Origin of the sequence: Micromonospora sp. NPDC048898 (genome assembly GCF_043198035.1) — a bacterium.
GTDB lineage: Bacteria > Actinomycetota > Actinomycetes > Mycobacteriales > Micromonosporaceae > Micromonospora.
Genome location: NZ_JBICUF010000014.1, coordinates 60,719 through 85,576 on the forward strand (window position 1 = coordinate 60,719; position 24,858 = coordinate 85,576).

General features: G+C 70.1%; 28 protein-coding genes and 3 tRNA genes. 10 read left to right on the top strand and 21 right to left on the bottom strand.

All coding sequences use genetic code 11. The features are described from left to right. Positions 1-92 precede the first annotated feature (92 nt). The 4 genes from ACGFIQ_RS28010 to ACGFIQ_RS28025 are packed head-to-tail and all read left to right on the top strand — an operon-like array spanning position 93 to position 935. Positions 93-248, top strand: coding sequence for a hypothetical protein (locus ACGFIQ_RS28010; RefSeq protein WP_393248486.1), 156 nt, complete (start codon positions 93-95; stop codon positions 246-248). Further along, complete coding sequence (locus ACGFIQ_RS28015; RefSeq protein WP_393248487.1) at positions 245-511, top strand: hypothetical protein; 267 nt, start codon at positions 245-247, stop codon at positions 509-511. Before ACGFIQ_RS28010 ends, ACGFIQ_RS28015 begins: the two co-directional genes overlap by 4 nt. Then, positions 508-696, top strand: a complete 189-nt coding sequence (locus ACGFIQ_RS28020; protein ID WP_393248488.1) for a hypothetical protein — start codon at positions 508-510, stop codon at positions 694-696. The genes ACGFIQ_RS28015 and ACGFIQ_RS28020 overlap by 4 nt, the downstream gene beginning before the upstream one ends. Before the next feature lie 50 nt (positions 697-746). Beyond that, positions 747-935, top strand: a complete 189-nt coding sequence (locus ACGFIQ_RS28025; protein WP_393248489.1) for a DUF397 domain-containing protein — start codon at positions 747-749, stop codon at positions 933-935. A 423-nt stretch (positions 936-1,358) separates the two neighbouring features. Here the strand turns inward: ACGFIQ_RS28025 and ACGFIQ_RS28030 are convergent, their stop codons facing one another. Continuing rightward, positions 1,359-1,763 carry a nuclear transport factor 2 family protein gene (locus tag ACGFIQ_RS28030; protein ID WP_393248490.1) on the bottom strand — a complete coding sequence of 135 codons (405 nt, stop codon included), beginning with the start codon at positions 1,761-1,763 and terminating at the stop codon, positions 1,359-1,361. A 63-nt stretch (positions 1,764-1,826) separates the two neighbouring features. Here ACGFIQ_RS28030 and ACGFIQ_RS28035 point away from each other — a divergent pair, with 63 nt between their 5' ends. Together ACGFIQ_RS28035 and ACGFIQ_RS28040 are read left to right on the top strand one after the other, a co-directional pair. Continuing rightward, positions 1,827-2,393 carry a TetR/AcrR family transcriptional regulator gene (locus tag ACGFIQ_RS28035; RefSeq protein ID WP_393248491.1) on the top strand — a complete coding sequence of 189 codons (567 nt, stop codon included), beginning with the start codon at positions 1,827-1,829 and terminating at the stop codon, positions 2,391-2,393. A 277-nt stretch (positions 2,394-2,670) separates the two neighbouring features. Next, a complete protein-coding gene (locus ACGFIQ_RS28040) occupies positions 2,671-3,510 on the top strand; it encodes a hypothetical protein (protein WP_393248492.1) in 840 nt (279 codons plus the stop codon). On the opposite strand, the gene ACGFIQ_RS28045 is transcribed toward ACGFIQ_RS28040, so the two are convergent. After that, positions 3,476-3,955, bottom strand: coding sequence for a DUF488 family protein (locus tag ACGFIQ_RS28045; RefSeq protein ID WP_393248493.1), 480 nt, complete (start codon positions 3,953-3,955; stop codon positions 3,476-3,478). The two genes, ACGFIQ_RS28040 and ACGFIQ_RS28045, sit on opposite strands and share 35 nt — an antisense overlap. A gap of 350 nt (positions 3,956-4,305) precedes the next feature. Here ACGFIQ_RS28045 and pip point away from each other — a divergent pair, with 350 nt between their 5' ends. Beyond that, entirely contained in the window at positions 4,306-5,283 is a 978-nt protein-coding gene (pip, locus tag ACGFIQ_RS28050) for a prolyl aminopeptidase (RefSeq protein ID WP_393248494.1), read from the top strand. A 26-nt stretch (positions 5,284-5,309) separates the two neighbouring features. Here pip and ACGFIQ_RS28055 read toward each other — a convergent pair whose 3' ends face one another. From ACGFIQ_RS28055 to ACGFIQ_RS28070, 4 genes are all read right to left on the bottom strand, one after another. After that, positions 5,310-5,726 (bottom strand): type II toxin-antitoxin system VapC family toxin, encoded by a 417-nt coding sequence (locus tag ACGFIQ_RS28055; protein WP_393248495.1) that lies wholly within the window; start codon positions 5,724-5,726, stop codon positions 5,310-5,312. Then, the gene (locus ACGFIQ_RS28060) at positions 5,708-5,962 is read right to left on the bottom strand and encodes a hypothetical protein (RefSeq protein WP_393248496.1); all 255 of its coding nucleotides are present in this window, start codon (positions 5,960-5,962) and stop codon (positions 5,708-5,710) included. The genes ACGFIQ_RS28055 and ACGFIQ_RS28060 overlap by 19 nt, the downstream gene beginning before the upstream one ends. A 110-nt stretch (positions 5,963-6,072) precedes the next feature. Beyond that, positions 6,073-6,148: transfer RNA gene (locus ACGFIQ_RS28065), tRNA-Ala, on the bottom strand. A gap of 166 nt (positions 6,149-6,314) precedes the next feature. After that, a complete protein-coding gene (locus ACGFIQ_RS28070) occupies positions 6,315-6,611 on the bottom strand; it encodes a hypothetical protein (RefSeq protein WP_393248497.1) in 297 nt (98 codons plus the stop codon). 128 nt (positions 6,612-6,739) lie between these two features. On the opposite strand from ACGFIQ_RS28070, the gene ACGFIQ_RS28075 reads away from it, so the two are divergent. Together ACGFIQ_RS28075 and ACGFIQ_RS28080 are read left to right on the top strand one after the other, a co-directional pair. Continuing rightward, a complete protein-coding gene (locus tag ACGFIQ_RS28075; RefSeq protein WP_357070875.1) occupies positions 6,740-6,994 on the top strand; it encodes a type II toxin-antitoxin system prevent-host-death family antitoxin in 255 nt (84 codons plus the stop codon). Next, positions 6,991-7,365, top strand: a complete 375-nt coding sequence (locus ACGFIQ_RS28080; protein ID WP_393248498.1) for a type II toxin-antitoxin system VapC family toxin — start codon at positions 6,991-6,993, stop codon at positions 7,363-7,365. The genes ACGFIQ_RS28075 and ACGFIQ_RS28080 overlap by 4 nt, the downstream gene beginning before the upstream one ends. 136 nt (positions 7,366-7,501) lie before the next feature. Here the strand turns inward: ACGFIQ_RS28080 and ACGFIQ_RS28085 are convergent, their stop codons facing one another. The 6 genes from ACGFIQ_RS28085 to ACGFIQ_RS28110 form a co-directional block, all read right to left on the bottom strand. Then, positions 7,502-8,008 (bottom strand): type II toxin-antitoxin system RelE/ParE family toxin, encoded by a 507-nt coding sequence (locus ACGFIQ_RS28085; protein WP_393248499.1) that lies wholly within the window; start codon positions 8,006-8,008, stop codon positions 7,502-7,504. Beyond that, positions 8,005-8,289, bottom strand: a complete 285-nt coding sequence (locus ACGFIQ_RS28090; protein ID WP_357070883.1) for a type II toxin-antitoxin system Phd/YefM family antitoxin — start codon at positions 8,287-8,289, stop codon at positions 8,005-8,007. Before ACGFIQ_RS28090 ends, ACGFIQ_RS28085 begins: the two co-directional genes overlap by 4 nt. Before the next feature lie 114 nt (positions 8,290-8,403). After that, a tRNA-Ile gene (locus tag ACGFIQ_RS28095) sits at positions 8,404-8,477 on the bottom strand. Between the two features lie 122 nt (positions 8,478-8,599). Further along, positions 8,600-9,838, bottom strand: coding sequence for an NAD(P)/FAD-dependent oxidoreductase (locus tag ACGFIQ_RS28100; protein ID WP_393248500.1), 1,239 nt, complete (start codon positions 9,836-9,838; stop codon positions 8,600-8,602). Beyond that, complete coding sequence (locus ACGFIQ_RS28105) at positions 9,828-11,945, bottom strand: MMPL family transporter (RefSeq protein WP_393248501.1); 2,118 nt, start codon at positions 11,943-11,945, stop codon at positions 9,828-9,830. Before ACGFIQ_RS28105 ends, ACGFIQ_RS28100 begins: the two co-directional genes overlap by 11 nt. A 244-nt stretch (positions 11,946-12,189) precedes the next feature. After that, positions 12,190-12,262: transfer RNA gene (locus ACGFIQ_RS28110), tRNA-Asn, on the bottom strand. 294 nt (positions 12,263-12,556) lie between these two features. Between ACGFIQ_RS28110 and ACGFIQ_RS28115 the strand changes: the two genes are divergently transcribed. Then, positions 12,557-12,964 (top strand): hypothetical protein, encoded by a 408-nt coding sequence (locus ACGFIQ_RS28115; RefSeq protein WP_393248502.1) that lies wholly within the window; start codon positions 12,557-12,559, stop codon positions 12,962-12,964. Positions 12,965-13,028: 64 nt separating this feature from the next. Here the strand turns inward: ACGFIQ_RS28115 and ACGFIQ_RS28120 are convergent, their stop codons facing one another. The 9 genes from ACGFIQ_RS28120 to ACGFIQ_RS28160 all read right to left on the bottom strand — a co-directional run bounded on the left by ACGFIQ_RS28120 (position 13,029) and on the right by ACGFIQ_RS28160 (position 24,852). Further along, on the bottom strand, positions 13,029-14,036 hold the full coding sequence (locus tag ACGFIQ_RS28120) for a sugar phosphate isomerase/epimerase family protein (protein WP_357070937.1): 1,008 nt from the start codon (positions 14,034-14,036) through the stop codon (positions 13,029-13,031). Between the two features lie 210 nt (positions 14,037-14,246). After that, positions 14,247-14,750 (bottom strand): sensor histidine kinase, encoded by a 504-nt coding sequence (locus tag ACGFIQ_RS28125; protein WP_393248503.1) that lies wholly within the window; start codon positions 14,748-14,750, stop codon positions 14,247-14,249. A gap of 114 nt (positions 14,751-14,864) precedes the next feature. Further along, on the bottom strand, positions 14,865-16,571 hold the full coding sequence (locus ACGFIQ_RS28130; protein WP_393248504.1) for a ThuA domain-containing protein: 1,707 nt from the start codon (positions 16,569-16,571) through the stop codon (positions 14,865-14,867). Between the two features lie 75 nt (positions 16,572-16,646). Further along, positions 16,647-19,499 (bottom strand): RICIN domain-containing protein, encoded by a 2,853-nt coding sequence (locus ACGFIQ_RS28135; protein WP_393248505.1) that lies wholly within the window; start codon positions 19,497-19,499, stop codon positions 16,647-16,649. Positions 19,500-19,718: 219 nt separating this feature from the next. After that, entirely contained in the window at positions 19,719-20,786 is a 1,068-nt protein-coding gene (locus tag ACGFIQ_RS28140) for a polyprenyl synthetase family protein (RefSeq protein WP_393248506.1), read from the bottom strand. Then, positions 20,783-22,189 carry an alkaline phosphatase family protein gene (locus ACGFIQ_RS28145; protein WP_393248507.1) on the bottom strand — a complete coding sequence of 469 codons (1,407 nt, stop codon included), beginning with the start codon at positions 22,187-22,189 and terminating at the stop codon, positions 20,783-20,785. The genes ACGFIQ_RS28140 and ACGFIQ_RS28145 overlap by 4 nt, the downstream gene beginning before the upstream one ends. Further along, positions 22,186-23,385, bottom strand: a complete 1,200-nt coding sequence (eboE, locus tag ACGFIQ_RS28150) for a metabolite traffic protein EboE (RefSeq protein ID WP_393248508.1) — start codon at positions 23,383-23,385, stop codon at positions 22,186-22,188. The genes ACGFIQ_RS28145 and eboE overlap by 4 nt, the downstream gene beginning before the upstream one ends. Continuing rightward, positions 23,385-24,242 (bottom strand): TatD family hydrolase, encoded by an 858-nt coding sequence (locus ACGFIQ_RS28155; protein WP_393248509.1) that lies wholly within the window; start codon positions 24,240-24,242, stop codon positions 23,385-23,387. Before ACGFIQ_RS28155 ends, eboE begins: the two co-directional genes overlap by 1 nt. A 1-nt stretch (position 24,243) precedes the next feature. Then, entirely contained in the window at positions 24,244-24,852 is a 609-nt protein-coding gene (locus ACGFIQ_RS28160; protein ID WP_393248510.1) for an EboA domain-containing protein, read from the bottom strand. Between the last annotated feature and the right edge of the window lie 6 nt (positions 24,853-24,858).

Genomic DNA, 24,858 nt, shown 5'->3' on the forward strand with positions numbered 1-24,858 from the left:
GACTGTCGCACCCGGAACTCTGAGGTCAGGACGCGGTCACTCACCGTTAACCATCGGTTGAGCCGCGTCCCTCAGAGCGAGGGAGGCGACACGTGCACATCGTCCTCAGACTGCGGCGACTGCTGGCACGCAAACCGGCTCCTCCGGCCCAGCCCAGCATCGGTCAGCGCATCCAGACCCGCGAGCAGGCGGCGGCGAAGGCCCGGATACTCGCGCAGGCGCACCGCCACAGTGGGCTGGTCCGGTGACCGCCCGGACGATGCCCGGACCGGGCACCCGGGTTTCTGTGCGGCCCGGCGAGTGGCAGCCCAGCCCCGGCGTCAAGGGGCACACCTACCACGTCATCGTCATCGTCTCGGCCCACCAGTCGCACGACCCCGCGTATGCCTGGGTGTACGGGCACGGGCCGGACTGTGCGTGGGAGTCCACAGACTGCCCCGTTCCGTTCTGCTTCGAGGTGCTGATCAGCGTCGACGTCCTGGCAGCGACCGCAGCCGGTGAGCGGCCATGACCGTGCAGACCGTGGCCCAACCCGTCCAGGCCGTGGTGCTGCCCGAGGCGCGGTGGCGGCGGACCCTCGTCGAGCACCAGGCCGTCGACGGCCGATGCCCGATCTGCCAGACCGCTGGCCGCTGCTGGGAATGGGCCGAGGCGTTCGCCCAACTCGTCGCCCACGACCTCCTGCTGCCCCGATAACCCGACGACCGGCCGCACCCCGGCCGGCTGACCTGAAGGAGCAACACACCATGGATGAACTCACCTTCGTTCGCCCGAACCGGTGCGACAACTCCGGCCCGAACTGCGTCGAGGTCGCCATCGACGCCAACCTCAACCGGATCGTCCGCAGCTCCAAGCGCCCCGGCGAGCAGATCATCGTCGACAAGGACGAATGGGAACCGTTCGTGGCCAGCATCCGCGCCGGCCAGGACTTCTGAGCCGATGATGGATGGGCCGATCGACACATCGGGCGGTCGGCCCATCCCGACCGGCCGGGCGAGGTGCCCGGGCTGCATGCCCCGGATCCTCCCCGGGTCCACACACGACTGCGTCGGCAACAAGATCCACGACGAAGGCGTGAAGTGGTGGTGTTACTGCCGCGAGCCGGAGTGCCGCCGGCGGCAGCCCGGGATCTGGCCCACCACTCTGTCTGCGGCCGAGCGTTTCCGCCGGCACGGCAGGGGTCGCCCGAGCAAAGCCCGGAAACCGCCACCGTCCTGACGTCTTTGAGACGGCCGAGCGCCCCGGCACCTGATGATCAGGCGAAGGCCACAGACAGGATGGGAACGATCTTGCTCTGGAGGCCGAGTACACCCTGAAGTACACCCTCAGGCATGAGCGGACACTGGATCGTGTTGGTGTCAGTCCTGCTGTAGGGGCCTGCGTCGGGCTCGCACGATTCGGTGCGTGATACGCCATCCGGCAGCCGTTCGTTCGACGGTGTCCTCGTACGTGACGCTGCCGGTCGATCCATCAGCCATGACCCCGAATCCCTTGGACAGGGCATTGACCGTGCCGTCCGCCGTCTCGCGCAGCACGATATTTGTCACGTGGTGGGCTACCGGGTTGGCGTCGCCCAGTGCCAGGCCGGCTTCCCGGGCTGCGGCGAGACCGATCAACGTGCCGCCGCCGAGAGCCGACACGTCGTAGACGACGTCGTCGGTGAACAGCGCCGCCAGGCCGTCGAAGTCGCCGCGATCTGTCAGGTGGCCATGCGAGTTGATCAGATCCGTGATGGTGATCCGGTCATCCATGGTGATGGGCATCGTACTCCCCTCCGCCTCCTAAACGGGGAACCCCCCACTTAGTTGCCGGTAACGTATCCGGGGATGTCCCCAGTTAGCAAGCGCGGCCCGCGCTCCGACGCGTCCCGTAACCGTGCGCGGCTCGTCGCCGCAGCCCGTGAGGCGCTGGCCGAGGCAGGCAACGACGTCGCATTTGACGTGATCGCCCGACGCGCCGGGGTCGGCAACGCCACCCTGTACCGCCACTTCCCGACGCGCGCCGATCTGCTCGTCGCCGTCTATGCCGACGAGGTCGCCGCACTGTGCCAACGCGGCGAGCAGTTGTTGGGGGCGGCGGAGCCGACGGACGCGCTGTTCGCCTGGCTCGACGAGTTCGTGGTGCACGTGGCCACCAAGCGCCCCCTCGCCCTGGCCGCGACGGAAGGCTCCGACAAGAGCCGTACCTCGCTGTTTCGTGACTGGCACGTGTCGATCACCTCGATCGCCGACCGCCTCGTCCGACGTGCGCAACCAGCACTCCGTTCCGACCTCACCACCACCGACGTGCTGACCCTGGCCAGCGGCGCGGCCCTCACCGCCGACCCCGCGCAGGCCCGCCGCCTGGTCGCACTCCTGCGTACCGGCATTGTCGCTTCGACCGGCACCGGCTGACGCCTCCTTCGGCGTGCTCGGCCAGGCCCCCAACTCGACAACGCGGCCGGCGGGCAGGGCGGGCGGGCTCGAACCCGCGCGGCTAAGGGACCGCGCCCACCAGTTGCAACTACAGCCACAGTCGAGCTGACTCCCCAGCACTGCAACCACTTGAACCAGTCTTGCCCCGCACCAAAAGCGGCACCACGCCCTCTATGCCGACCCGCCGCTCCCATGAGAACCTGAATCCTTCGCGTGATCGCACGACTACCTACGGCTATCTCCGCTGGAGGTGCGCATGGCCCAAATGTCGCTCTTCGGTCCCAGTGAGGCCGGGCCTGACCCCAAGCCGGCCGACGACCGCCCCGTGCGGCTACAACTCCTGATCACCGTGAAGGCTGCACCGAACCCCTCTGAGAAGTACGGAGAAACCGTCTGCGTAGCGGGGCTGCGGACGGACGTGCTGCGCCCGACGTGGGTACGCCTCTACCCGATCAACTTTCGGCATTTGGACAGCGACGAGGCGTTCAAGAAGTACGACATCGTCTCCGTTGACGTCAAGCCGGCACGGCAGGACCAACGGCGCGAAAGTTGGAAGCCGATCATGGATCGGATCCAGAAGGAGCGTCATCTCGACGGCTGGAGGTCGCGACAGCCGTTGCTTGACCCAGCTGTTGAGGACTCGATGTGCCGTCTCAACCGCGACGCTCAGGAGCGGGCTGACGCGCAATCGTTGGCACTTGTGCGTCCCAAGGAGGTCCGCGCTCTCAAGGTCACGCCGCACCCTGGCTGGACCGCTGACGAGCAGCGCAGGATCGAGGCTTACGCGAGTCAGCCCGACCTCTTCAGCGGCCGGAGTAGATCCCCGCTACAGGCGCCCCGCTTCAAGGCGGCGTATCACTACCGGTGTCACGAGCCTGGATGCAACGGACACAAGCAGCACGTCATCGACTGGGAGCTGGTAGCGCTACAACGTCGGCTCGCTGGCTACTCGGATGCCGCGCTGCGGGAAGCTCTGGAGGCCAAGTTTCTGGGAGAGATGTGCGCGCCGAACCGTGACGTCGCCTTCTACGTAGGCAACCAAGCCAAGCGTGTGCACGTCTTCAGCGTGCTGGGCGTGTACTGGCCGAAACGATAGGCATCCGGTCCTCGAGTGCGCGCATCACGACCTGGCGGTGACACCGACTCTCATCCGCCTCGAAACAGAGCAGCGCTACCAGCTCGCGTTGCGCCGTCTTGGCGAGCGCATCGAGCGCCGCCAGCGACTCAGCGTGGTGCAGCCGAGAGGCATACACCGCCCGCGCGGATCGCAACTCTTCGGGGTTACCACCGAACCCGGGGCGGTTCTCCTTCGGGTTACCAAGCTCCCGGCGATGCTCGTAAACGATGCCTTGCGCCGCGAGTGCCTGGCAGAGGGCCGACTTGCTGAAGCCACGCTTGCGAGAGATCGGCGTCATCCGGACATCAACTAGGCGTGTGACGCCCATGTCCCCGAGACCGGTCACGAACTCATCGATCGAGCGGCCCTCGTAGCCAACACCCAGGATACCGGTCCGGTAACTCACAGCTAAGGTGATGCCCATCGGGACACCCTTTCATGGGTCGTCTGCCAAGACCATTGGGACGGCCAAGAAATGTGCCGCCCTGCACAACTCCGAACGGACTCCACCGCAGAAGGCAACGGGATGTCGGGTCGGATGGGGCTGGCCGTGAGGCGCGGGGCAGCTAGAGGGCACTCCGCAGCGTTGGCACCGCAGCGTCCAGGTCAACGGGGACCGCCGCTCGGCCGCCCGACCACCACTGGTGAATCATGACCGCCAAGGCGGTGACCGCCTGGTGGCGATCCGCCGCCGACACACTCCGGCGGCAAGAGTCCCCGTCCAGCGTTAGAACAGGAGTGCGCGGCAGCGAGTTCACTGGTTGGATCGCTGAAATGGCCCGCCTGTATCCAGAGATCGAACCCTTCGCACACGGCATGCTCGACGTCGGGGACGGCCACCACGTCTACTGGGAGAGCAGCGGCAACCCCGCCGGAAAGCCGGCCCTGGTGTTGCACGGTGGCCCCGGCTCCGGAGCCGGCGCCTCCTGGCGGCGATTCTTCGACCCGGCCGTCTATCGGGTGGTCCTGTTCGATCAGCGGGGGTGCGGACGCAGCACACCAGACGCGGGCGACGTGCGCTCGGACCTGTCGACAAACACCATGCCGCACCTGCTGGCCGACATCGAAAAACTGCGCACGCACCTGGACATAGACAGGTGGCTACTGCTCGGCGGGTCGTGGGGCAGCGCCCTCGGCCTCGGCTACGCCGAGCGGCACCCCGACCGGGTCACCGAGATCGTGCTGTTCAGCGTCGTCACCAGCACGCCGGCAGAGCATCGGTGGCTCACCCGCGACCTCGGACGGATCTTCCCCGAACAGTGGGAGAGGTTCCGGGACGCGGTGCCGGCGGCCGAACGCGACGGCAATCTGCCCGCCGCCTACGCCCGCCTGCTGGCCGATCCGGACGAGGGCGTGCGGGACCGGGCCGCCCGCAACTGGTGTGCCTGGGAGGATGCCCTCGTCTCGAACCTGCCCGGCAGCGGACCGGACCCACGGTACGAGGACCCGGTGTTCCGGATGACCTTCGCGCGTCTCGTCACCCACTACTGGGCGCACGACGGTTGGTTCGCCGACGGCGAGTTGATGGCCGGTGCACACCGGCTCGCCGGCATTCCCGGTGTGCTCGTACACGGCCGGCTCGACCTCGGGAGCCCGGTCGACATTCCCTGGCAACTGTCCAAGCTGTGGCCTGAGGCACGGTTGGAGCTGATCGACGATGCTGGCCACGGCAGCGGGCGCGGCGTCGGCGACGTGGTCATCGACGCGTTGGACCGCTTCGGGACCTCCCACCTCGACCGCCAGAATCGATAAGCGGTGTGACCCTCGGGCAGCCACCGTCAGGACACCGTGAGCAGTAGGAACTCACAGCGAACGCCGCCGGCCTTGGCGAGCCGAGCATCACTTGTCACGAGTGGGCAGGCCAACATCTCCGCCGCCGCGACGTAAGCCGCGTCGTACGCCGTGACATTGCCCCGCAACTGCCACATCCGGTCGAGCAGCACAGCGATGTCAACCTCGTCGATGACCAATGAAGGCAGGGTGTCGATCGCCTCCTGAGCCCGGGCCAGGCCCAGCTTCCCACCGAGGACCTTGCCTCTGATCACCGACATGACCTCGACCAGAAGATGGCTCGGTGCGGCCCAGTGCGGATCTCCGATCAGCTCCGCCCGCGCCGCGTCGCCGACCGGCCCGTCGTCTATCAGGGCATCGGCCAGAACTGACGCGTCCACGACGATCACGCGGCGCTTCCCCATGGTCCGCGTTGCTCCCGCTGGTCATTCAATTCGGCCGCGCTCTCCCCTGGCAGGGAGCGAGCACCGTCCGATCGGCCGGCGAAGCGATCAAGGGCAGCCGTGTTGCGCAGCCGTCGAGCCTGCGTCTCCACCAGGTCCAGCAGGTACGCCTGGAGTGACTGCCCGCGCGCCTTGGCCTGCGCCGCCAGCACGTCTCGTACTTCTTCCGGCACGTCCCGGATCTGGAGAGCAACCATGCATTCATTATGCATGCAGCATCACTCGCTCACCAGGAAAGACTGAAAGCTTCGATCACGTGTGCGCATGATGACTGCGACACTGCCAAGAACCGGGGGTTAGAGAAATCTGGTGGGCGGGCGGGACTCGAACCCGCGGCCGAGGGCTGATGCATGGCCCTCAGGTCACAACCAACTCCCCCGCCCGTGACCCTTGTTGCGTTCGGCGCGACTCTGGCTTTACTTACCCCACCTTTGTGGTTGACAACGGTTGTCACTCCCTAGCCGACCAGCAACGGTACGACGTCGTCGAGGATCCGCTCGGCGAAGGCGGGCAGGGGCTCGTCGGCCGCGGGCAGCGCGTCGCGCACCGTCACCACCTCGCCGAACATAGACCGCCGCAGACGATCCGGGTCAACGAACCGTCCCGGCGCAGGCCGTCGAGCCATTCCTCGTACCAGCCGGCGCCGGCGTGCCGACCGTCGGCTGCGATCGACAGCACCGCGTCGCGCCCGACGGCTTCCCGCTTGCGTCCACCCGCCCGGTTGCGTATCGGGCCGAGCACTGCGGCGTGCAGCGTCGCCTCGGCTGCCGCGATCTCGTCGGTCGTGCGCCCGACATCGGCCAGCACCTGCTGCGCCTCGACGCCGATCGCCTCGGTGGGGTACACAACTCCTCGGCCTTCTCCCGGTGCCGGCCGTGTGCGGCGCGCGCCGCGTCGACCCGAGCAGCCGAACCGCTGGCGCATGGGGCCAAGAAGGTTAGACTAAGCCCTTAGCTAACCGAGGAGGTTGCGCCATGTCGGCCGAGGCCGTGCACTACAACATGCATGACGCCAAGACCCATCTGTCGCGCATCATCGAACGGGTCGAACGCGGCGAGGAGATCATCATCGACCGGGCCGGTACTCCGGTGGCGAAGGTCGTGCCGCTGGTTCGGCGGGCCAACCGCACCGCAGTCGGTTCCCTCGCCGGGCAACTGGACCTCTCCGGCGACTGGGACTCATCACAGACCAACGCCGAGATCGCCGCCGACTTCGGCATCGGCGCATGACCCTGCTGCTGGACACCCACGTCGCGCTCTGGGCCATCACCGGCGACGCGACCCTCGGCACCGAGTTCCTCGACCGGCTACGCCACGAGCCGGACATCTTCCTCTCCCCGGTCACCCTGTGGGAGATCACCATCAAACAGCGTGCGGGGAAACTCCCCGGACCCCCTGACCTCGCCGAGCGGGTAAGAGACATGGGCTTCCGCGAGCTCCCGGTGACCCACGCCCACGCCATCGCCGCCGGCCGCCTGCCACCGCATCACCGCGATCCGTTCGATCGCATGCTGGTGGCCCAGGCGATCACCGAGAATCTGACCCTGGCCTCCCGCGACGCGTCGATAGCGCTGTACGACGTGGATGTCCTCAAGGTGTGATCGGCCGGGTCCAACCACCATGCGAACCACACCGCCACGATCGTCGGCGACCCGCTACCCCTGCCACCAACAGGAGCGCTGGCAGGTAGGGATGCGCGTAGTGACGGGCCCTCCCGTACGTCGCGTCGGAGGGTACTCAGACCGTTTGGCCGCAACACTTCTTGTACTGAACTGCTCGCTCGAGCCGCCCTGCCCGGCGCCATGCGTCGGCAGCCTCGAGCAGGATCTCACCTCGATCGTCCGGATGCTGCTCCACCTCGGCCTCAAGGGCTGCAGCCTCGTCAGCCACGCTCATCGACACGGTGCTCGCGGCGCTGAATGCCATGGCATCATCGGGCAGGGAGGGCCAGGGGCGCCAGGAGCGGTATACATCCCTTCGATGAGCAATGTCCACAACGGTCACGGTGTGGTTGTCGTCGTCGATGCGGTAGATGATCCGGTAGGTGCCTCGCCGGGCGCTGAACCGATCCGACAACGGCGGCAGCAAGCGCTTCCCGACCCGGTAGGGGTCTCGCACCAACGGCCCGGTCATGAACTCGTACGCGGCCACCGCGACGGCCTCCGGCAACCGTTCGGCGAGTGCTCGACGGACGGTCGGCGTGGTGCGGAGCGTGTACGGATCTTCCGGCGGCCGGGGGCTCACGCGGCCGAGGCGCGACGGGCGCGAATGGTCTCCGCAAGCTGGTCGGCGGACACCTCTTCACCTCGGGCCAGTTCCGCGTCGGAGTCGGCCAGCCGCCGCAGGGTGCCCGCATCCCCGAGAATCGCGACGGTTTCCTCGAGCCGCTCCAGATCCTCCACCGAAACCAGCACGGCGGACGGCCGGCCGTGCACCGTGACCGTCACCCGCTCGTGGTGGTCGTGTACCCGCCCCACCAGCTCAGAAAGCCGAGTCTTCACTTCCCCCAACGGCAGTGTCGTCATGGTCACAAGTATGACCAAAAAGCTGCCAGGACGTCCACCAATACGTCAGACGACACGCCAATGGTTCGCATGGTGACCACCTGTCGCCACGAAACAGCAGGGCAGAAAGTTGGGTGGGGCGGACGGGACTCGAACCCGTGACCGATCGATTATGAGTCGACTGCTCTAACCGGCTGAGCTACCGCCCCGAAACACCGCGCCGGATCTTATCCCGCTCGGCGATCAGCAGCCAGCACCGTGCCGGCCGGTGCCCACGCCTGCACCAGCACGATGGGCTACAGGAATATAACAGCGTGCTCGGGTACGACTGTCAGCCGGCGCGCAGCTCGTCCAGCACCGCGCCGGCAGCTCGCCACCCGCTGGCCAGAGCGCCCTGGATCGATGGGCTGTCCCGGTGGTCACCGGCCACGAACAGGCCCTCCCCCAACGACACGGGCTTGCGCAGCCGTCCCTGCGGTGGCGGTGCGGCGGGCAGCGCCTGGGGGACGGCCACTGTGGTGAGGTGGGTCCAGTCGGTGGTGGATCGGCCGTACAGCCGGGTCAACTCGGCCCGGATGGTCGACTCGGGTGGGGCGGTCGGGCCGACCACCGAGGTGGCCACCAGGTGCCGACCGGCGGGCGCGTAGGTCGCCGTGGCGTTGCTGAGCACCACCGTGTTGGCCATGATCTCCCGCCGGTCGCCGTCGACGAGCAGGATCGGCTCGGTGAGCGGCGGCTCCGGTGCGCTGTGGTAGTAGGTGGTGTAGCTGTGCATGCGTACCGTCGCCAGGGCCGGCAGCAGCGCGGGCGCCGCGGGTGGGTCGACGGCGACCACGACGGCCCGGCAGTGGATGTCGCCGGCCTGGGTGCGGACCCGGCCGGGCGCGACCTCCGCGACGGGGGTGTCCAGGTCGAGCAGGTCGGCGGGCAGCGGGTCGGCGATGGCCCGGGGCAGCGCGGCCATGCCCTCGGCGGGCAGGCCGATCCGGCCGCGGGCGAAGGAGCGCAACACCATCGCGAGTACGTGGCTGGACGTGGCCAACTCCCGGTCGATGAACACACCGGACAGGAATGGCCGCAGCAGCTCCTCGATGATGGCGTCGGAGAGGCCCGCCCGGCGCAGTGCCGTCTCGGCGCTGGTCTCCGGCGCGGCGAGCAGCCGGGACACCGGCAGGGTGGCGCAGCCGGTCGCGAGCGCGGCGAAGCGGAGCCGGTCGAGCAGGGAGCCGACTCCGGCGAGCGCGGTGCCGGGGGCGCCGGTCGGCTCGCGCAGCGGGTTGACCAGCCGCAGCAGGTCGTCGCCCCGGCGCACCAGCACGCCGGAGGTGAAGTATCCGAGGTGCAGCCGGTCGGTGTCGAGCAACGTGCCGAGCTGCGGGTATGCGGTGTTGAGCACCTGGAACCCACGGTCGATGAGGTAGCCGTCGACGACGTCGGTGGCGACCCGGCCGCCGAGCCGGCCGCTGGCCTCCAGCAGCCGCCAGGGCACACCGGCGCGGTGCAGCCGGCGGGCGGCGGCGAGGCCGGCCAGGCCACCGCCGACGATGACCACGTCCGTCTCAGCCAGCATCACGCGCCTCCCGCTCACCGTTCGCCCGGGACAACCGGCCCGGCCACCAGATCTTCGGCCCGATGTCGTACGCGAGCGCGGGCACCAGCAACGACCGGACGATGATCGTGTCGATCAGTACCCCGATCGCGACCGCCGTACCCAGCTCGACGAGCACCACGAGTGGCAGGACGGCGAGGGCGGAGAAGGTCGCCGCGAGCACGATGCCGGCGGAGGTGATCACTCCGCCGGTGACGGCGAGGCCGGTGAGCACACCGGCGCGGGTGCCGCGCTTGACCGACTCCTCGCGGACCCGGCTCATGAGGAAGATGTTGTAGTCGATGCCGAGGGCGACCAGGAAGACGAACGCGAACAGCGGGAACGACGAGTCCACACCGGGAAAGTCGAACACGTGCCGGAACAGCAGCGCGCAGAGGCCGAGGGTCGCCGCGAAGCTGAGCAGCACGGTGCCGATCAGCAACAGCGGGGCGAGCAGTGCCCGAAGCAGCAGGGCCAGGATGACCGCGATGACCACCAGCACCACCGGGATGATGACGTTCTGGTCGCGCTTCGCGGCGTCGGAGGTGTCCACGTTGATCGCGGTGAAGCCGCCGACCACCGCGTCCGCGCCGGCCACCCGGTGTACGGCGACACGCAGCTCCCGGATGGTCCGCTCGGCGCCGTCGCTGTCGGGCGGGTCGGCCAGGGTCGCTTCCAGTTGCACCCGCCCGTCGACGACCTTGGGTGGGGCGTTCTCCTCGGGTGGGCCGGTCTGCGGGCCGGCGCTGCGGGGTCGGACGTCGGCGACGCCGGGCACGCCCTGCGCCACCTGGGCGACCTGTTGGGCGGTCTGCTGGGTGGTGAAGATGGTGGCCGGGCTGCCCGTGCCGGCGGGGAAGTGCCGGGCGATCACCTCCTGACCGTCCACCGAGTCGGTGCGCTGGGTGAACAGGTCGGACTGCCCGAGCGTGGTGGCACCGAGCTGGGTGAGGCCCAGCGTGAGGGCGGCCAGCACGACGGCGGTGCTCAGCCAGATCGGTCGGGCGTGCCGGGCCACGAAGCCGGCGACGCGGCTCCAGATGCCGTGCTCGGCGCGCGGGTCGGCCTGGTCGGCTCGGGGCCGTCGCGGCCAGAACGCCCACCGGCCGCCCAGCACCAGCAGGGCGGGCAGGAAGGTCAGCATCACCAGCAGGGTGGCGGCGATGCCGATGGCGGCGACCGGGCCGAGCGCCCGGTTGGAGTTGAGGCTGGACAGCAGCAGGCAGAGCAGGCTGACGATGACCGTGCCGCCGGAGGCGATGATGGCGGGCGCGGCACCCTTCCACGCCGTCCGCATGGCGTCCCACGGTCGGTCGTGGCGGTGCAGTTCCTCCCGGTAGCGGGCGATCAGCAGCAGCGCGTAGTCGGTGCCGGCGCCGAAGACGAGCACGGTGAGGATGCCCTGCGCCTGCCCGTTGAGCTTGACCACGTCCGCGTCGGCGAGCAGGTAGACGAAGACCGAGGCCAGGGCGTACGACATGCCGGCGGCGAGCAGCGGGAAGATCCAGAGCACCGGGCTGCGGTAGACCACCAGCAGGATGACGAGCACCACCACCAGGGTGACAAGCAGCAGTGGCCCGTCGATGGCGGAGAACACCTTGATCAGGTCGGCGAGCAGGCCGGCGGGTCCGGAGACGTCCACGGTGAGCCCGTCCCGGTCACCGCCGGTGATGTCGCGTAGCCGTTCGACGACCGCTTCGATCTCCTCCCCCTCGGCGTCGTCCACCGGCACGACGACCTGGAGGGCCTGACCGTCCTCGCTCGGGATGGGCGGGGGCAGCGGGGTGAGCACGCCGGGCACCTGGGCGAACCGGGCGGCGTCGGCGCTGACCCGCTGCCGGTCCGCGTCGGTGATCCCGGCCGGCCGCTCGTAGACGACAAGCGCCGGGATGCTCTGCCGGTCGACGAAGTCGTCGGTGAGGTCCTGGGCGCGGGTCGCCTCGGCGTTGGTGGGCAGGAACGCCGCGTTGTCGTTGGTGGCGACCTCGCTGAGGCGCCCGGCGTACGGGCCGGCCACGCCGCCGATCACCAGCCAGGCCAGCACGACCGCCACCGCGATCAGCGTGGCCCGGCCGCCCCGTCCGGACATCCGCACTCCCCCCGTAAATCGACGCGGCGGTCGACGTCGACCATCCTGCCGGCCCAGCAGGTCCGAAGGACCGAAACCGGAATCCCAACGGCGTCGATCAAGGAGTTGTGGAGGTGGACGAAAGGTGCAATACCGCCTCAACCCGGCACCACAACTCCATGATCGACGGGGGTGGGGGTGGAGGTGGAGGTGGGGGTACGGGAACGCCCGTCGGCCGGAGGCCGACGGGCGTTGGGTGGAGAGGCTCCCCCGATTGGACTCGAACCAATAACCTGCCGGTTAACAGCCGGCTGCTCTGCCAATTGAGCTACAGGGGATCGTGCACCGCCCGGCCCCGGATCATGCTGGTGCCGTGCGACGGGAAAAGAATACAGGACATCCCCCGGTGGTGGTCCAGTGGGTTCCGCCCCGCACGCCCTTGATCGAGGTGCGCAGGCCAGCGCCCGCAACGCATCGACAATTAGGGTAAATCGTCATCCCGGCACAAGTATGCGTGAGCGGGGAGCAGGATGGGTAGTTAGCTGCGGACAGAGGACGCAGGCGCGAACAGGTCGCCTTCCGACGGGGCAACTCGCCGGGGCGACGGCGCGTCAGGTACGGAAGGAGCCGCCATGCGCGGAAAGATCATGTTTCTTGGCGGGCTGGCTGCGGGATTCGTCCTGGGCGCCCGTGCCGGCCGGGAAAAGTACGAGGAGCTCGTTGTTCGGGGCCGCAAGGTGCTCGACCACCCGACCGTCCAGGAGGCGGCCGGGGTCGCGCAGGCCCAGGCCAACAAGCTCTACAGCGAGGGCAAGGACAAACTCGGCCAGACCAGACTGGCCGAGAAGCTGGGCACCGGCAACGGCAGCACCGGCAAGCAGGAGCTGACCGCCGCCGACGACGCGTTCGCCGGCACGCCCGCCACCGTGGGCGCCAAGGCGGGCACCAGCACGGTCGGCACGACCTCCGGGTCGCCGTCGTCCACCAACACCCCCCGCACCAAGCCGTCCGGCTCGGGCACGAACGCCAGCACGCTCTGACCAATCGCACGTCGACGGGCCGGTCGCCGCAGGGCGACCGGCCCGTGGTCTGTCCGGAGTGCGGTCAGTCCTTGCTGCTGAACGCCGCGTCGAAGGCCGCGCTCGGGGCGTCGAAGGCGAGCCGGCGGACGAACTGCAACGCCTCCGGGGCGCCGAGCAGCCGGTCCATTCCGGCGTCTTCCCACTCGACCGAGATCGGGCCGGTGTAGCCGATCGCGTTCAGGGCGCGGAAGCAGTCCTCCCAGGGCACGTCGCCGTGCCCGGTGGAGACGAAGTCCCACCCGCGGCGCAGGTCGGCCCAGGGCAGGTGCGAGGCGAGCCGGCCACGCCGGCCATCCCCGGTACGGACCTTGGCGTCCTTGCAGTCCACGTGGTAGATCCGGTCGGCGAAGTCGAAGATGAAGTTCACCGGGTCCAGCTCCTGCCAGACGAAGTGCGACGGGTCCCAGTTCAGCCCGAACGCGGGCCGGTTGCCGATCGCTTCCAGCGTCCGCTTCGTCGTCCAGTAGTCGTACGCGATCTCGCTGGGGTGCACCTCGTGCGCGAACCGCACCCCCACCTCGTCGAACACGTCGAGGATCGGGTTCCACCGGTCGGCGAAGTCCTGGTAGCCGCGCTCGATCATCGACGGCGGCACCGGCGGGAACATCGCCAGGGTGTGCCAGATCGACGACCCGGTGAAGCCGACGACGGTCTTCACGCCGAGCTTCGCCGCCGCCCGCGCGGTGTCCTTGATCTCCTCGGCGGCCCGCTGGCGGACCCCCTCGGGCTCCCCGTCGCCCCAGATACGGCCGGGCAGGATGTCCTGGTGCCGCTCGTCGATCGGGTGGTCGCAGACCGCCTGACCAACCAGGTGGTTGGAGATCGTGAAGACCTCGAGGTTGTGCTTCGCGAGGGTCTCCCGCTTGCGCTCGACGTACGAGTCGTCGGCGAGCGCCTTGTCGACCTCGAAGTGGTCGCCCCAGCAGGCGATCTCCAGGCCGTCGTAGCCCCACTCGGAGGCGAGCCGGCAGACCTCCTCGAAAGGCAGATCGGCCCACTGGCCGGTGAAGAGCGTGATGGGTCGCGCCATTGTTCTACTCCCCTGTTGTCATGGGGATTCCAGGTGCGGACCGGGGCGAGGGTGACCGGGCGTACGCGGCACCGAACGGTCACCGGCGGGTGCGAAGCGCACCTGAGCCCGGCGGGTTGCGCCTCCCACCGGGTCACCGGCCACCAACACGGTCGCCACCCCCACCCTATTTGCGTGGCACCCCATTGCGAAAGCCCTGCGGCTCGATCATCATTCGGCCACCTCCTCGGGCGCCGGCAGGGCGGCCCGCACGGTGAAGCCACCACCGGCGCGCGGGCCGGCGGACAACGTGCCGCCGAGGCGTTCCGTGCGCCTGCGTACCCCGAGCAGACCCCGCCCGGAGTCCGAGCTGCCACCGCCGGACGGCAGGGGGCCGGCACCCTCGTCGCGGACCTCGATGGTGATGCCCGTGGCGTCGTAGCGCAGGCGGACCGCGACCGGCGCGCCCCGGGCGTGCCGGCAGGCGTTGGTCAACGATTCCTCGATGATCCGGTACGCCACCGCGTCGACCGGCCCCGGCAGCGGCCGGGGCTGCCCGGCCAGGGTCCACCGCACCGGCTGGCCGGCGGCGAAGCCCTCCACCAGCGCGTCGAGGCGGGTCAGACTGCCCGTCGGGTCGAACGGGTCGTCCAGCTCCTCCGGGCGCCGAAGCGCACCGCGCAGCCGATGCCCCTGCTCCAGCACCATCCCGCGCCACTGCGCGAACCGCCCCATGCAGGTCAAGGTACGGCAGTCCGCCGCGCGCCGGTCTCCCGCGCCGCACTCGCGGGGCGGGGTGGCGCGGGCGGGGCCGACGCTTTGTGCGTCGGCCCCGCCCGTTCTCGTTGGTTAGGGCAGGGTCCACTTCTGGTTGGCCGCGCCGAGGCAGGTCCAGAGGTGTACGGCGGTGCCGTCCGCCGAGTTGTTGCCGGAGACGTCGAGGCACTTGCCCGACGACGGGTTACGCAGGCTGCTGTCGGAGGACTGGGCCGCCCAGTTCTGCGCGCCGCCGCCGTTGCAGGTCCAGAGCTGGATCTTGGTGCCGTTGGCGGTGGCAGCACCGTTGACGTCCAGACACTTGCCGAGCGCCCTGATGGTCGAGCCGGACACGGTCCAGGTCTGCGCCGGGCCGCCGTTGCAGGTGTAGAGCTGGATCTGGGTGCCGTTGGCGCTGCTGCCGCCGCGCACGTCCAGGCACTTGCCCGCCAGGCCCTTGATCGGGCCGACGCCGGGCGTCGGGGTGGTGCCGAGTTCCTTGATCCGGATGTTGCGGAACGCGACGTCGTCACCGGTGCCGTGGTTCTGGATGCCGATGTGGCCGGCGAGCGAGCGGACCGGGTCGGTGTTGGTGAAGTCGTTGATCTTCACCCCGTTGAGGAAGACCTGGAGCCGCTCGCCCTCGACCAGCAGCTCGTAGGCGTTCCACTCCCCCGGCGCGTTGAGCGCCGCGTCACGGGCCGCGGTGTCGGCGGCCTTGAAGGAGTAGATCGCGCCGGTGGTGCGGTCGACCGCGTCGGTGGCGTCGATCTGGACCTCGTAGCCGTTGTTCATCGCCGAATTCGGGTCACTCGACGGCGGGAAGCCGATGAAGACGCCGGAGTTGTCGTCCCCGGCCACCTTCCAGTCCAGCTTGAGCGAGTAGTTGGTGAACTGCTTGACGTTGTACCAGAGCAACCCCAGGCCGCCCACCGACGTCAGGGTGGCGTCGGAGTTGGTGAAGTTGCCCGGGCCGGCCTGGGACCAGCCGGTCGTCGAGCCGTTGTAGAGCGGGGTGTAGCCGGTCTCCGGACGGCAGTCGGCCTTGCTCCGACCGGAGGCGTACCGGATGCCACCGAGTAGGTGGGTCCGGAACGCCGGCTCGGCGTACGACGCCTGGGTGTGCCCGGCCCCGGTGTAGAAGGACCGGCCGCCGTTGTAGCTCTTGCACCAGCTCAACGGGTGGTCGGCGCCCATGCCGCCGCCGGAGTACGAGGACTCGTCGAGCGTGGCGAGCACGTGGGCGGTGGAGCGGGCGTTGGTCCGGTAGTTGTACCACTCGTCGGTGCGGGTCCAGGTCTGCGGCAGGTGACCGGTCGCGGCGTGCGCCCGGTCCTCCACCTTGACGTTGGCCTGCTGGATCGCCGGGTGCGAGGCGAACCACGCGCCCACCAGGTTGCCGTAGAACGGCCAGTCGTACTCGGTGTCGGAGGCGGCGTGCACGCCGACGTAACCGCGACCGGAGGCGATGTACGACTCGAAGGCGGTCTGTTGGGTGGCGTTGAGCACGTCGCCTGTGGTGTTGAGGAAGACGACCGCCTCGTACTGGGCGAGGTTGGCGGTGGTGAACGTGGCCGCGTCCTCGGTGGCGGTGACGGTGAAGTTGTTCGCCGCGCCCAGGTCACGGATGGTCTGGATGCCGACCGGGATCGCGTCGTGCCGGAAACCGGCGGTCTTGGAGAAGACCAGCACGTCGTACGGGGCGTCGGCGGCGCTGGCCGGGCTTGCGGGGGTGGTGCAGGCGATGACGGCGAGTGCCGCCAGGGCCGCACCGAGGACGGGTCGCAGGCGTCTGCGCATATCGCTCTCCTAACTGTGGTTAGGAAGGGCCCCCTGCCCAACCGTAGGCGTCGACAGGGGGCCCCACCACTCAGCTCAGGGCAGGATCCACTTTTGGTTGGTCGCGCCGAGGCAGGTCCAGAGGTGGACCGCCGTGTTGTCGGCGGAGCTGTTGCCGGAGACGTCGAGGCACTTGCCCGACGCCGCGTTGCGTAGCGTGCCGTCGGCCTGCGCGGCCCAGTTCTGGGCGCCGGTCCCGTTGCAGGTGTAGAGCTGGATCTTGGTGCCGTCGGCGGTGCCCGCGCCGGCGACGTCCAGGCACTTACCCAACGACTTGATCGTGGAGTTCGGCGTGACCGCCCAGGTCTGGGCCGCGCTGCCGTTGCAGGTGTAGATCTGGATCTGCGTGCCGTCGGCGGTGGCGGCGTTGCGGACGTCCAGGCACTTGCCACCCAGACCCTTGATCGGGCCACTCCCGCTGGTGGCGGTGCCGGTGACGAACGTGAACGCGTCCAGGTCGTAGAGCGCAGCGGTGCCCGCCCCGGCGAAGGTCAGGTACAGCGTGGTCGTACCCGTCGGTGGGTTGGTGATCGTGCCGGTCACGGTGGCGAACGTTTCCCAGCCGCCGGTCACCGGGACCGTGGCCGAGCCGAGCACCGTGCCGGTGGCCGAGCCGGCCCGGACCTGGAGGGTGCCGCCGGCACCCGCCGAGGAGACCCGGGCGTTGAACGAGGTCACGTTGCCCAGCCGGTACGGCTGGAACGCGATCCAGTCACCGTTGTTGATGTCGCCGACGGTCTTGCCGCCCTCGGCCGTGGCCTTGCTGAACACGTTGATCCCGGACGAGGTGCCGTAGAACTCGGCCTGCCGGTGCCGCGGCGGCAGCGTGTGCTGGGTGTGGGTGGTCAGCCCGCCGGCATCGGTGTACTCGGCGTCGAAGATCGCGAAGATGTTCGCCGCGTCGTCGTGCTCACCGTCGACCGGGATGGTGATCGAGCCGGAGCACCCGGTCTTCGAGGTGATCTGGTGCCCGTGCTGGTCGTGGCCGAGCACGTAGGTCATCTTGACCTTCGTGCAGTCGATCGTGCCGTCCTCCGGGTCGGTGACCGTGATGCTGTACGGCACCGTGTCGCCGAAGCCGAACAGCTGGCCGTTGCCGGGGTTGTTGATGGTGACGGTGGGCGCGGTGTTGCCGACGCTGATCCGCACGCTGCTGCTGCCGGTGGCGCCCTGCGGGTCCCGCACCGTCAGCGTGGCGGTGTAGGTGCCGTTGGTGGTGTAGGTCTTCGTCGGGTTGGCGGCGGTCGAGGTGGTCCCGTCGCCGAAGGCCCACGAGTACGTCAGCGTGCCGCCCTCGGGGTCGGACGAGCCCGCCGAGGAGAAGGTCACCGCGAGCGGTGCCGCACCGGAGGTCCGGTTGGCGCCGGCCACGGCCGTCGGTGCCCGGTTGCCGCCGCCGACGTGGTCGAAGCGGTAGAGCGCCGAGTTGGCGTCGCCGTTGAAGTAGCCGGTGCCGTAGTCGAGCACGTAGTACGCGCCGTCCGGGCCGAACGCGGAGTCCATCACCTGCTTGCCGACCCAGGGGAAGGTGTCGATGGCGCCCCGGGAGCCGTCGGAGTTGACGTGGATCGGCTTGATCCAGCCCCGGCCGAACTCGGTGGCGAAGAACTGCCCGTCGAAGGACTGCGGGAACTTGGTGGTGGAGGTCGACGAGGCGTTGTGCCGGTAGACCGGGCCACCCATCGGCGACTCGGAGCCGCCGCCGAACTCGGTCGGGGTGCCGGCGTCGCCGGCGTACCGGATCCAGGCGGGCTGGGCCGGCGGCAGGGTGGTCAGGCCGGTGTTGCGGAACGAGTTGTTGGTGGGCCCGCTGGCGCAGTTGTACTTGGCGCCGCCGGTGTTGGCGGCGAAGTCCCACTCGTTGTACGTCTCGGTGGAGGTGTTGGTGCCGGTGCAGTACGGCCAGCCGTAGTTGCCCGGTGCGGCGACCCGGTTGAACTCGACCTGACCGGACGGCCCGCGGGTGGAGCTGGTGGTGCCGGCGTCCGGCCCGTAGTCACCGACGTAGACGACCCCGGTGGCCTTGTCCACGCTGATCCGGAACGGGTTGCGGAAACCCATCGCGTAGATCTCCGGCCGGGTCCTGGCCGTGCCGGGGGCGAACAGGTTGCCCGACGGGATGGAGTACGTGCCGTTGGCGTTCACCTTGATCCGCAGGATCTTGCCGCGCAGGTCGTTGGTGTTGCCGGCGCTGCGTTGCGCGTCGTACCCCGGGTTGCGGTTGGTCCGCTCGTCCAGCGGCGAGTAGCCGGCGGACTCGAACGGGTTGGTGTCGTCACCGGTGGACAGGTACAGGTTGCCGGCGGCGTCGAAGTCGATGTCGCCGCCGACGTGGCAGCACAGGCCGCGGTCGGCCGGCACGTCGAGCACGTCGACCTTGCTGGACTGGTTGATCGTGAAGTCGGCGTTGAGGGTGAACCGGGAGAGGCGGTTCACTCCCTGCCAGGCGGAGAAGTCGGTGCCGGTGGCCGGCGCGTCGCCGCCGGGGGTGGACAGCGGCGGCGCGTAGTAGAGGAAGATCTGCCGGTTGCTGGCGAAGTTGGGGTCGACCCCGACGCCCTGCAGCCCCTCCTCGTCGTGGTTGTAGACCGACAGGGTGCCGATCACGGAGGTGGTGCCGCTCGCGTCGGTGCGGCGCAGGGTGCCGTTGCGGGCGGTGTGCAGGACGGAACGGTCCGGCAGCACGGCCAGCGACATCGGCTCGCCCATGTCGGTCACGCCACGGGCGAGCTCGACCTGCTGGAAGTCGGTGGCGACGATCGTGTGCGCCTGTGCGGGGGCCGAACCGGCGGCCAGGGCGACGGTGCCGGCGGTGACCGCCAGCAGCAGCGCTGAGCCAGCGGAGGACCATCGTCGAGAGCGATGGTGTGGAGCGTCCTTCATGGACATGTGTGCTGCCCCTTCCTGACGAGTGACTGCCAGGCGGGCGCGCGCCGTCGCGCCGGATGCCGTAGCGGTGATGGTGGGGGTCGATGGGTTACCGCGCCGCCGGTTCACCTCGACGAAACATTGTCGTGTTGGCCACGACACTAAGTTAAGGGTGTCGATGTGTCCATACCTTCCGGCGGCCAAGCGCCAACTTTCGTCGATCTGATCGAAAGTTGGCGATCACGCCCGGCGGTCGATCGCCTGTCCGGCCAGCGCAACAAGCGCCGCACGCGCCTCGTCGGCCACCATCGCGTTCTGGAGGGCACCGAGCGCGGCCTCGGTCCGGACACGGATCATCTGCTCGATCCGTTCCAGGGCACCTGTCGTCTCGATGATCCCGCGCAGCTCCGCCGCGCCGTCGGCGTCCAGCGCCGGATTGCCGAACAACTCCCGCAGCCGGACGGTCTGCGACCGGTCGGCGGCACTGCGCGCCAGCGCCATCATCACCGTGGGCTTGCCCTCACGCAGGTCGTCCAGGACCGACTTGCCGGTGACCGCCGGGTCCCCGAAGACGCCAAGCACGTCGTCACGGAGCTGGAACGCGTCACCCAACGGGTCACCGAACTCGCCGAGCGCGGCGATCAGGTCCGGCTCCGCGCCGGCCAGGGCCGCCCCGATCTGCAACGGCCGGGTCACCGTGTAGCGGGCGGCCTTCATCCGGATCACGGTGAGCGCGCTGGCCACCGAACCGTCACCCACACCCGAGACCAGGTCCAGGTACTCCCCCGCGATCACCTCGGTCCGCATCAGCGCGAACACGCCGTACCCCCGGTGCACCTGCTCGGTGCTCAGCCCGCACTCGTGGAACATCTGATCCGACCAGGCCGCGCAGAGGTCCCCGCAGAGCAGGGCGGTGTTGCGCCCGTACGCCTCCGGGTCGCCGCGCCACGCCGAGCGGGCGTGCAGGTCGGCGAAGAGCCGGTGCACCGACGGCTCACCCCGGCGGCGGTCACTGCCGTCCAGGATGTCGTCGTGGATCAGCGCGAACGCGTGGAACAGCTCCAGCGCCGCCGCGGCCACCACGATCGGGGTGCCGTCGGGTGCCCCCGCGCCGCGCCAGCCCCAGTAGCAGAACAGCGGGCGGAGCCGCTTGCCGCCGGCCAGCACGAACCGTTGCAACGCGGTGAACACGCCGCGCGGCGCGCCGTCGGGCCAGTCCGGGCCCTGCCGTTCGAGGAACCCGGCCAACTCGGCGTCGAAACGCGCCCGCAGCCCGCCGGCGTCGGCGGGCGCGACGGTCAGCGTCACGACCCCTCCCCCGGCCCGCCGTCACGCAGCCCGGCCAGCTCCAGCAGCAGCGCCTTGACCTCGGTGGCCGCGATCTTGTCCCGGGCGGCCGTCGGATCGGAGCAGAGCAGCACCGGGGCGTCCGCCGGGTCGTCCGGCAGCCGTCCGTGCGAGCCCTTCACCGCCCGCGCTCCGGCGTCCAGGCCGACGGCGCTCATCAGGTACCGCATGCCGAGCTTCTTGCGGGCCAGGGCCACCCCGGCGCGGGCCTTCGCGGCACCGGGGTTGGCCGGGTCGAAGAACAGCTCGGCCGGGTCGTACCCGGGCTTGCGGTGGATCTCCACCAGCCGGGCGAAGTCCGGTGCCCGGTCGTCGTCGAGCCAGTAGTAGTACGTGAACCAGGCGTCCGGCTCGGCCACCAACACCAGCTCACCGGCGCGCGGATGGTCCAGACCGTGCGCGGCCTTGCCCTCGGCGTCGAGCACCTCGGCCACCCCGGGCAGGCCGGCGCAGAGCTTCGCCACCGCCGGCACGTCGGCCGGATCCTTCACGTAGACGTGCGCGATCTGGTGGTCGGCGACCGCGAACGCCTTCGACGTCCACGGGTCGAGGTATTCCATTCCGGCCTGGGTGTGCACCCGCAGCAGCCCCTCGGCGCGCAGCAGCCGGTTGACGTCCACCGGCCGGGACACGTCGGTGATGCCGTACTCGGACAGCACCACCACCGTGGCGTCGCGGGCGCGGGCGGCGTCCAGCAGCGGCCCGAGCACCGCGTCCAGCTCGGCTGCCGCGGCGGCGGCCTGGGCCGACGACGGGCCGAAGCGTTGCAGGTCGTAGTCGAGGTGGGGGACGTAGACCAGGGTGAGGTCGGGTGACACGTCGGCCAGGATCTGCTCGGCCGCCTGGCAGATCCATCGCGACGACGGCAACCCGGCGGTCGGCCCCCAGTAGGTGAACAGCGGGAACGTGCCCAGCCGCCCGGTGAGCGCGTCGTGCAGCTCCGGCGGGTCGGTGTAGCAGTCCGGTTCCTTGCGCCCGTCGGCGTAGTAGACCGGGCGGGGCGTCACCGTCCAGTTGACGTCCGCGCCCATGGCGTACCACCAGCAGACGTTGGCCACGGTGTAGCCGGGCTCGGCCCGACGGGCGGCCTGCCAGAGCTTGTCCCCGCCGACCAGCGCGTTGTGCTGCCGCCACAGCAACACCTCACCCAGCTCCCGGAAATACCACCCGTTGCCGACGATCCCGTGCCCGCTGGGCGGCTCGCCGGTGAGGAAGGTGGACTGCACCGAGCAGGTCACCGCGGGCAGCACGGTGCCCAGCTCGGCCCGGAAGCCGCCGTCGGCGACACCCCGCAGCCGGGGCATGTGCGCCAGTAGTCGGGGCGTCAACCCCACCACGTCGAGGACCACAAGTCGTCGGCTCATCGCGTCACCCCCATGCTCACGGTTCGGTCTGTGGTCAGGCCGAGGCCGACCAGTTCGTCTCGGGCGAAGGCCAGCTCCGCGGCGATGCCGGCGGCCAGCTCCGCGTCGGTGCCGGGCCGTCGTGCGGCCGGCAGCACCCCCCAGGTGTACGTCTCGACGTCGAGGTGGTCGCAGCCGGCGGCCGGGCCGTCGAAGAGCGCTCTCAGGGCCGCGCGGAGCACCGGCAGGGTCGAGCCGAGCGGCTCCTCGGGTGGGGCGTGCAGCGGCACGTGGTAGTGCACCCGCCACGGGCCGGGCAGCTCCCGGTCCAGTGCCTCGTCCAGGTCGTCGGCCGCGTACGCCGGGTCGGCCGGGTCGGCCAGACCGGCGCACCCGGCGCCCCGGGTCTGGTGCAGGAAGCGCGGCTCCACCCAGCGGCGCAGCGCGTCGGCCCCGCCCTCCGGGTCGGCGGCCTCGACGGCGGCGGAGACCTGCACCTTCACCACCGGCAGCCCGGCGGCCCGCAGACGCTCCAGGGCCTCGGCCGGCTCCTCCCAGGCGCACGCCAGGTGCGCCAGGTCGACGCAGACGCCCAACCGTTCGGTGTCCATCCCGGACAGCAGCTCGGCCGCCTGACCGGTGCTCTCCACGACGCAGCCGGGCTCCGGCTCGAAGGCGACCCGCACCTCGCGGCCGGTGTCCCGCTGCACGGCGGCCAAGCCGGCGGCCAGCTCATCCAACCGGCCTCGGGCCGCGTCGGCCCGCGCGGTGTCCCACGGTTGCCGCCAGGCCAGCGGCAGGGTGGAGATCGAGCCCCGGGCGGCGTCGTCGGGCAGCAGGTCGGCGAGCACCCGGGCCAGATCCAGGGTGTACGTCAGACGCTGCCCGGTGGTCCAGTCCGGGTGGTACACGTCCTGCTTGACCACCGGGGCCTGGAAGGCCGCGTACGGGAAACCGTTGAGGGTGACCACCTCCAGCCCGCGCGCGTCCAGCTCGGTGCGCAGCCGGCGGCGCAGCGTCGGGTCGGCGGCCAGCTCGGCGGCGACCGGGGCGGCCAGCCACAGGCCGAGCCCGAGCAGGTCACCGCCGAGCGTCTCGCGGACCGGCACGGCGTAGGTGTCCAGTTGACCGAGGATGCCGGCGAGGTCCTCGGCGGGGTGCACGTTCGTGCAGTAACTGAGGTGGACGGTGTCGCCGCCGGCGTGTCGCAGCCGCATCAGCTGCCGCCGCGCAGGATCGAGTTGCCGGTCTGCGGGTCCACCTTGGCGGTGACGTCCAGGTCGCTGAGGTCGAGCCGCCCGGACTGCCCGTAGAACTCCACCGGGTTGCGCCACAGCACCCTGTCGACGTCGTCGTCGCTGAAGCCGGCGGCGAGCATCGCCTCGCCGGTGGCCCGGGTCAGCAGCGGGTCGGAGCGCCCCCAGTCGGCCGCCGAGTTGACCAGCATCCGCTCGGTGCCGTACTCCCGCAGCAACTCGACCATCCGCGACGGGGTCATCTTGGTGTCCGGGTAGATGGAGAAGCCCAACCAGCAGCCGCTGTCCCGGACCAGCTTGACGGTCACCTCGTTGAGGTGGTCGACCACCACGCGACCCGCCTCGATGCCGGATTCGGCGACCACGGCGAGGGTGCGTTCGCAGCCGCGCGCCTTGTCCCGGTGCGGGGTGTGCACGAGCGCCGGCAGGTCGTACGCCACGGCGAGGGCGAGCTGCGCGGCGAACGCCTCGTCCTCCTCCGGCGTCATCGAGTCGTACCCGATCTCGCCGACCGCCACCACCGCGTCCTTGTCCAGGTAGCGGGGCAGCAGGTCGAGCACCGGGCGGCAACGCGGGTCGTTGGCCTCCTTGGGGTTCAGGGCCACGGTGGCGAAGTGCCGCACCCCGAACTGCCCGGCCCGAAACGGCTCCCAGCCGATCAGCGAGTCGAAGTAGTCGGTGAACGAGGCGGCGCTGGTGCGCGGCTGACCCAGCCAGAACGACGGCTCCACCACGGCACGTACGCCGGCGGCGGCCATCCGTTCGTAGTCGTCGGTGGTGCGCGAGGTCATGTGGATGTGCGGGTCGAAGATTCGCATGTCACGCCTCCCGGGGCAGTGCGGCGGTGAGCCGGTCGAGCAGGTCGGTGGCGTCGGCGGGCAACTCCCGGCCGGCGGCGTTCCGCTCCGCGGCCAGCGCGGCCAGCATCGCGGCCAACTCCCCGTCGGCGCGGGTCTCCAGGTCGGCGACCGCGGCCAACGGCACCCCGCTGAACACGCACTTGAGCACCGCCTGCCGCCAGGCGGCCGGGGCGAGGTGCCGGGCGTACGGGCCGAGGGCCGCGGCGACCAGCCGGGTGTCGTTGGTGCGGATCGCGTCGTGCAGCAGCGGCACCCCGGCGGCGCCGATCGGCAGCAGGGGCAGCGCCCGCAGCACGGCACGCCGCTCGGCCGCGTCACCGTGCTGGTAGAGGCTCTCGGCGTACGTCGCGTGGTCGCCGGGCAGGCTGGTCAGCAGCAGCACCCGGGCCGCGTCGTCGGCGGTCCAGCCGGGGGCGTCGGGCAGCGCGGCCCGACCGCAACGTCGGCCGGCGGCGGGGAAGAGCCGGGTGATCGCGGTGGGCTCGGAAGCGACCCGGCGCAGCGCCGTGTCCAGCCAGTCGGGATCGGGTACGCCTCCCAGCGCGGCCCGCAGTGAATCCGGTGTCATCCCGTC

Coding starts and splice junctions, on each gene's coding strand:
- ACGFIQ_RS28020 (WP_393248488.1), top strand. CDS start 508: ATGACCGTGCAGACCGTGGCCCAACCCGTCCAGGCCGTGGTGCTGCCC.
- ACGFIQ_RS28025 (WP_393248489.1), top strand. CDS start 747: ATGGATGAACTCACCTTCGTTCGCCCGAACCGGTGCGACAACTCCGGC.
- ACGFIQ_RS28030 (WP_393248490.1), bottom strand. CDS start 1,763: ATGCCCATCACCATGGATGACCGGATCACCATCACGGATCTGATCAAC.
- ACGFIQ_RS28035 (WP_393248491.1), top strand. CDS start 1,827: ATGTCCCCAGTTAGCAAGCGCGGCCCGCGCTCCGACGCGTCCCGTAAC.
- ACGFIQ_RS28040 (WP_393248492.1), top strand. CDS start 2,671: ATGGCCCAAATGTCGCTCTTCGGTCCCAGTGAGGCCGGGCCTGACCCC.
- ACGFIQ_RS28045 (WP_393248493.1), bottom strand. CDS start 3,955: ATGGGCATCACCTTAGCTGTGAGTTACCGGACCGGTATCCTGGGTGTT.
- pip (WP_393248494.1), top strand. CDS start 4,306: ATGGCCCGCCTGTATCCAGAGATCGAACCCTTCGCACACGGCATGCTC.
- ACGFIQ_RS28055 (WP_393248495.1), bottom strand. CDS start 5,726: ATGGGGAAGCGCCGCGTGATCGTCGTGGACGCGTCAGTTCTGGCCGAT.
- ACGFIQ_RS28060 (WP_393248496.1), bottom strand. CDS start 5,962: ATGGTTGCTCTCCAGATCCGGGACGTGCCGGAAGAAGTACGAGACGTG.
- ACGFIQ_RS28075 (WP_357070875.1), top strand. CDS start 6,740: ATGTCGGCCGAGGCCGTGCACTACAACATGCATGACGCCAAGACCCAT.
- ACGFIQ_RS28080 (WP_393248498.1), top strand. CDS start 6,991: ATGACCCTGCTGCTGGACACCCACGTCGCGCTCTGGGCCATCACCGGC.
- ACGFIQ_RS28090 (WP_357070883.1), bottom strand. CDS start 8,289: ATGACGACACTGCCGTTGGGGGAAGTGAAGACTCGGCTTTCTGAGCTG.
- ACGFIQ_RS28100 (WP_393248500.1), bottom strand. CDS start 9,838: ATGCTGGCTGAGACGGACGTGGTCATCGTCGGCGGTGGCCTGGCCGGC.
- ACGFIQ_RS28105 (WP_393248501.1), bottom strand. CDS start 11,945: ATGTCCGGACGGGGCGGCCGGGCCACGCTGATCGCGGTGGCGGTCGTG.
- ACGFIQ_RS28115 (WP_393248502.1), top strand. CDS start 12,557: ATGCGCGGAAAGATCATGTTTCTTGGCGGGCTGGCTGCGGGATTCGTC.
- ACGFIQ_RS28120 (WP_357070937.1), bottom strand. CDS start 14,036: ATGGCGCGACCCATCACGCTCTTCACCGGCCAGTGGGCCGATCTGCCT.
- ACGFIQ_RS28125 (WP_393248503.1), bottom strand. CDS start 14,750: ATGGGGCGGTTCGCGCAGTGGCGCGGGATGGTGCTGGAGCAGGGGCAT.
- ACGFIQ_RS28130 (WP_393248504.1), bottom strand. CDS start 16,571: ATGCGCAGACGCCTGCGACCCGTCCTCGGTGCGGCCCTGGCGGCACTC.
- ACGFIQ_RS28135 (WP_393248505.1), bottom strand. CDS start 19,499: ATGTCCATGAAGGACGCTCCACACCATCGCTCTCGACGATGGTCCTCC.
- ACGFIQ_RS28145 (WP_393248507.1), bottom strand. CDS start 22,189: ATGAGCCGACGACTTGTGGTCCTCGACGTGGTGGGGTTGACGCCCCGA.
- eboE (WP_393248508.1), bottom strand. CDS start 23,385: ATGCGGCTGCGACACGCCGGCGGCGACACCGTCCACCTCAGTTACTGC.
- ACGFIQ_RS28155 (WP_393248509.1), bottom strand. CDS start 24,242: ATGCGAATCTTCGACCCGCACATCCACATGACCTCGCGCACCACCGAC.
- ACGFIQ_RS28160 (WP_393248510.1), bottom strand. CDS start 24,852: ATGACACCGGATTCACTGCGGGCCGCGCTGGGAGGCGTACCCGATCCC.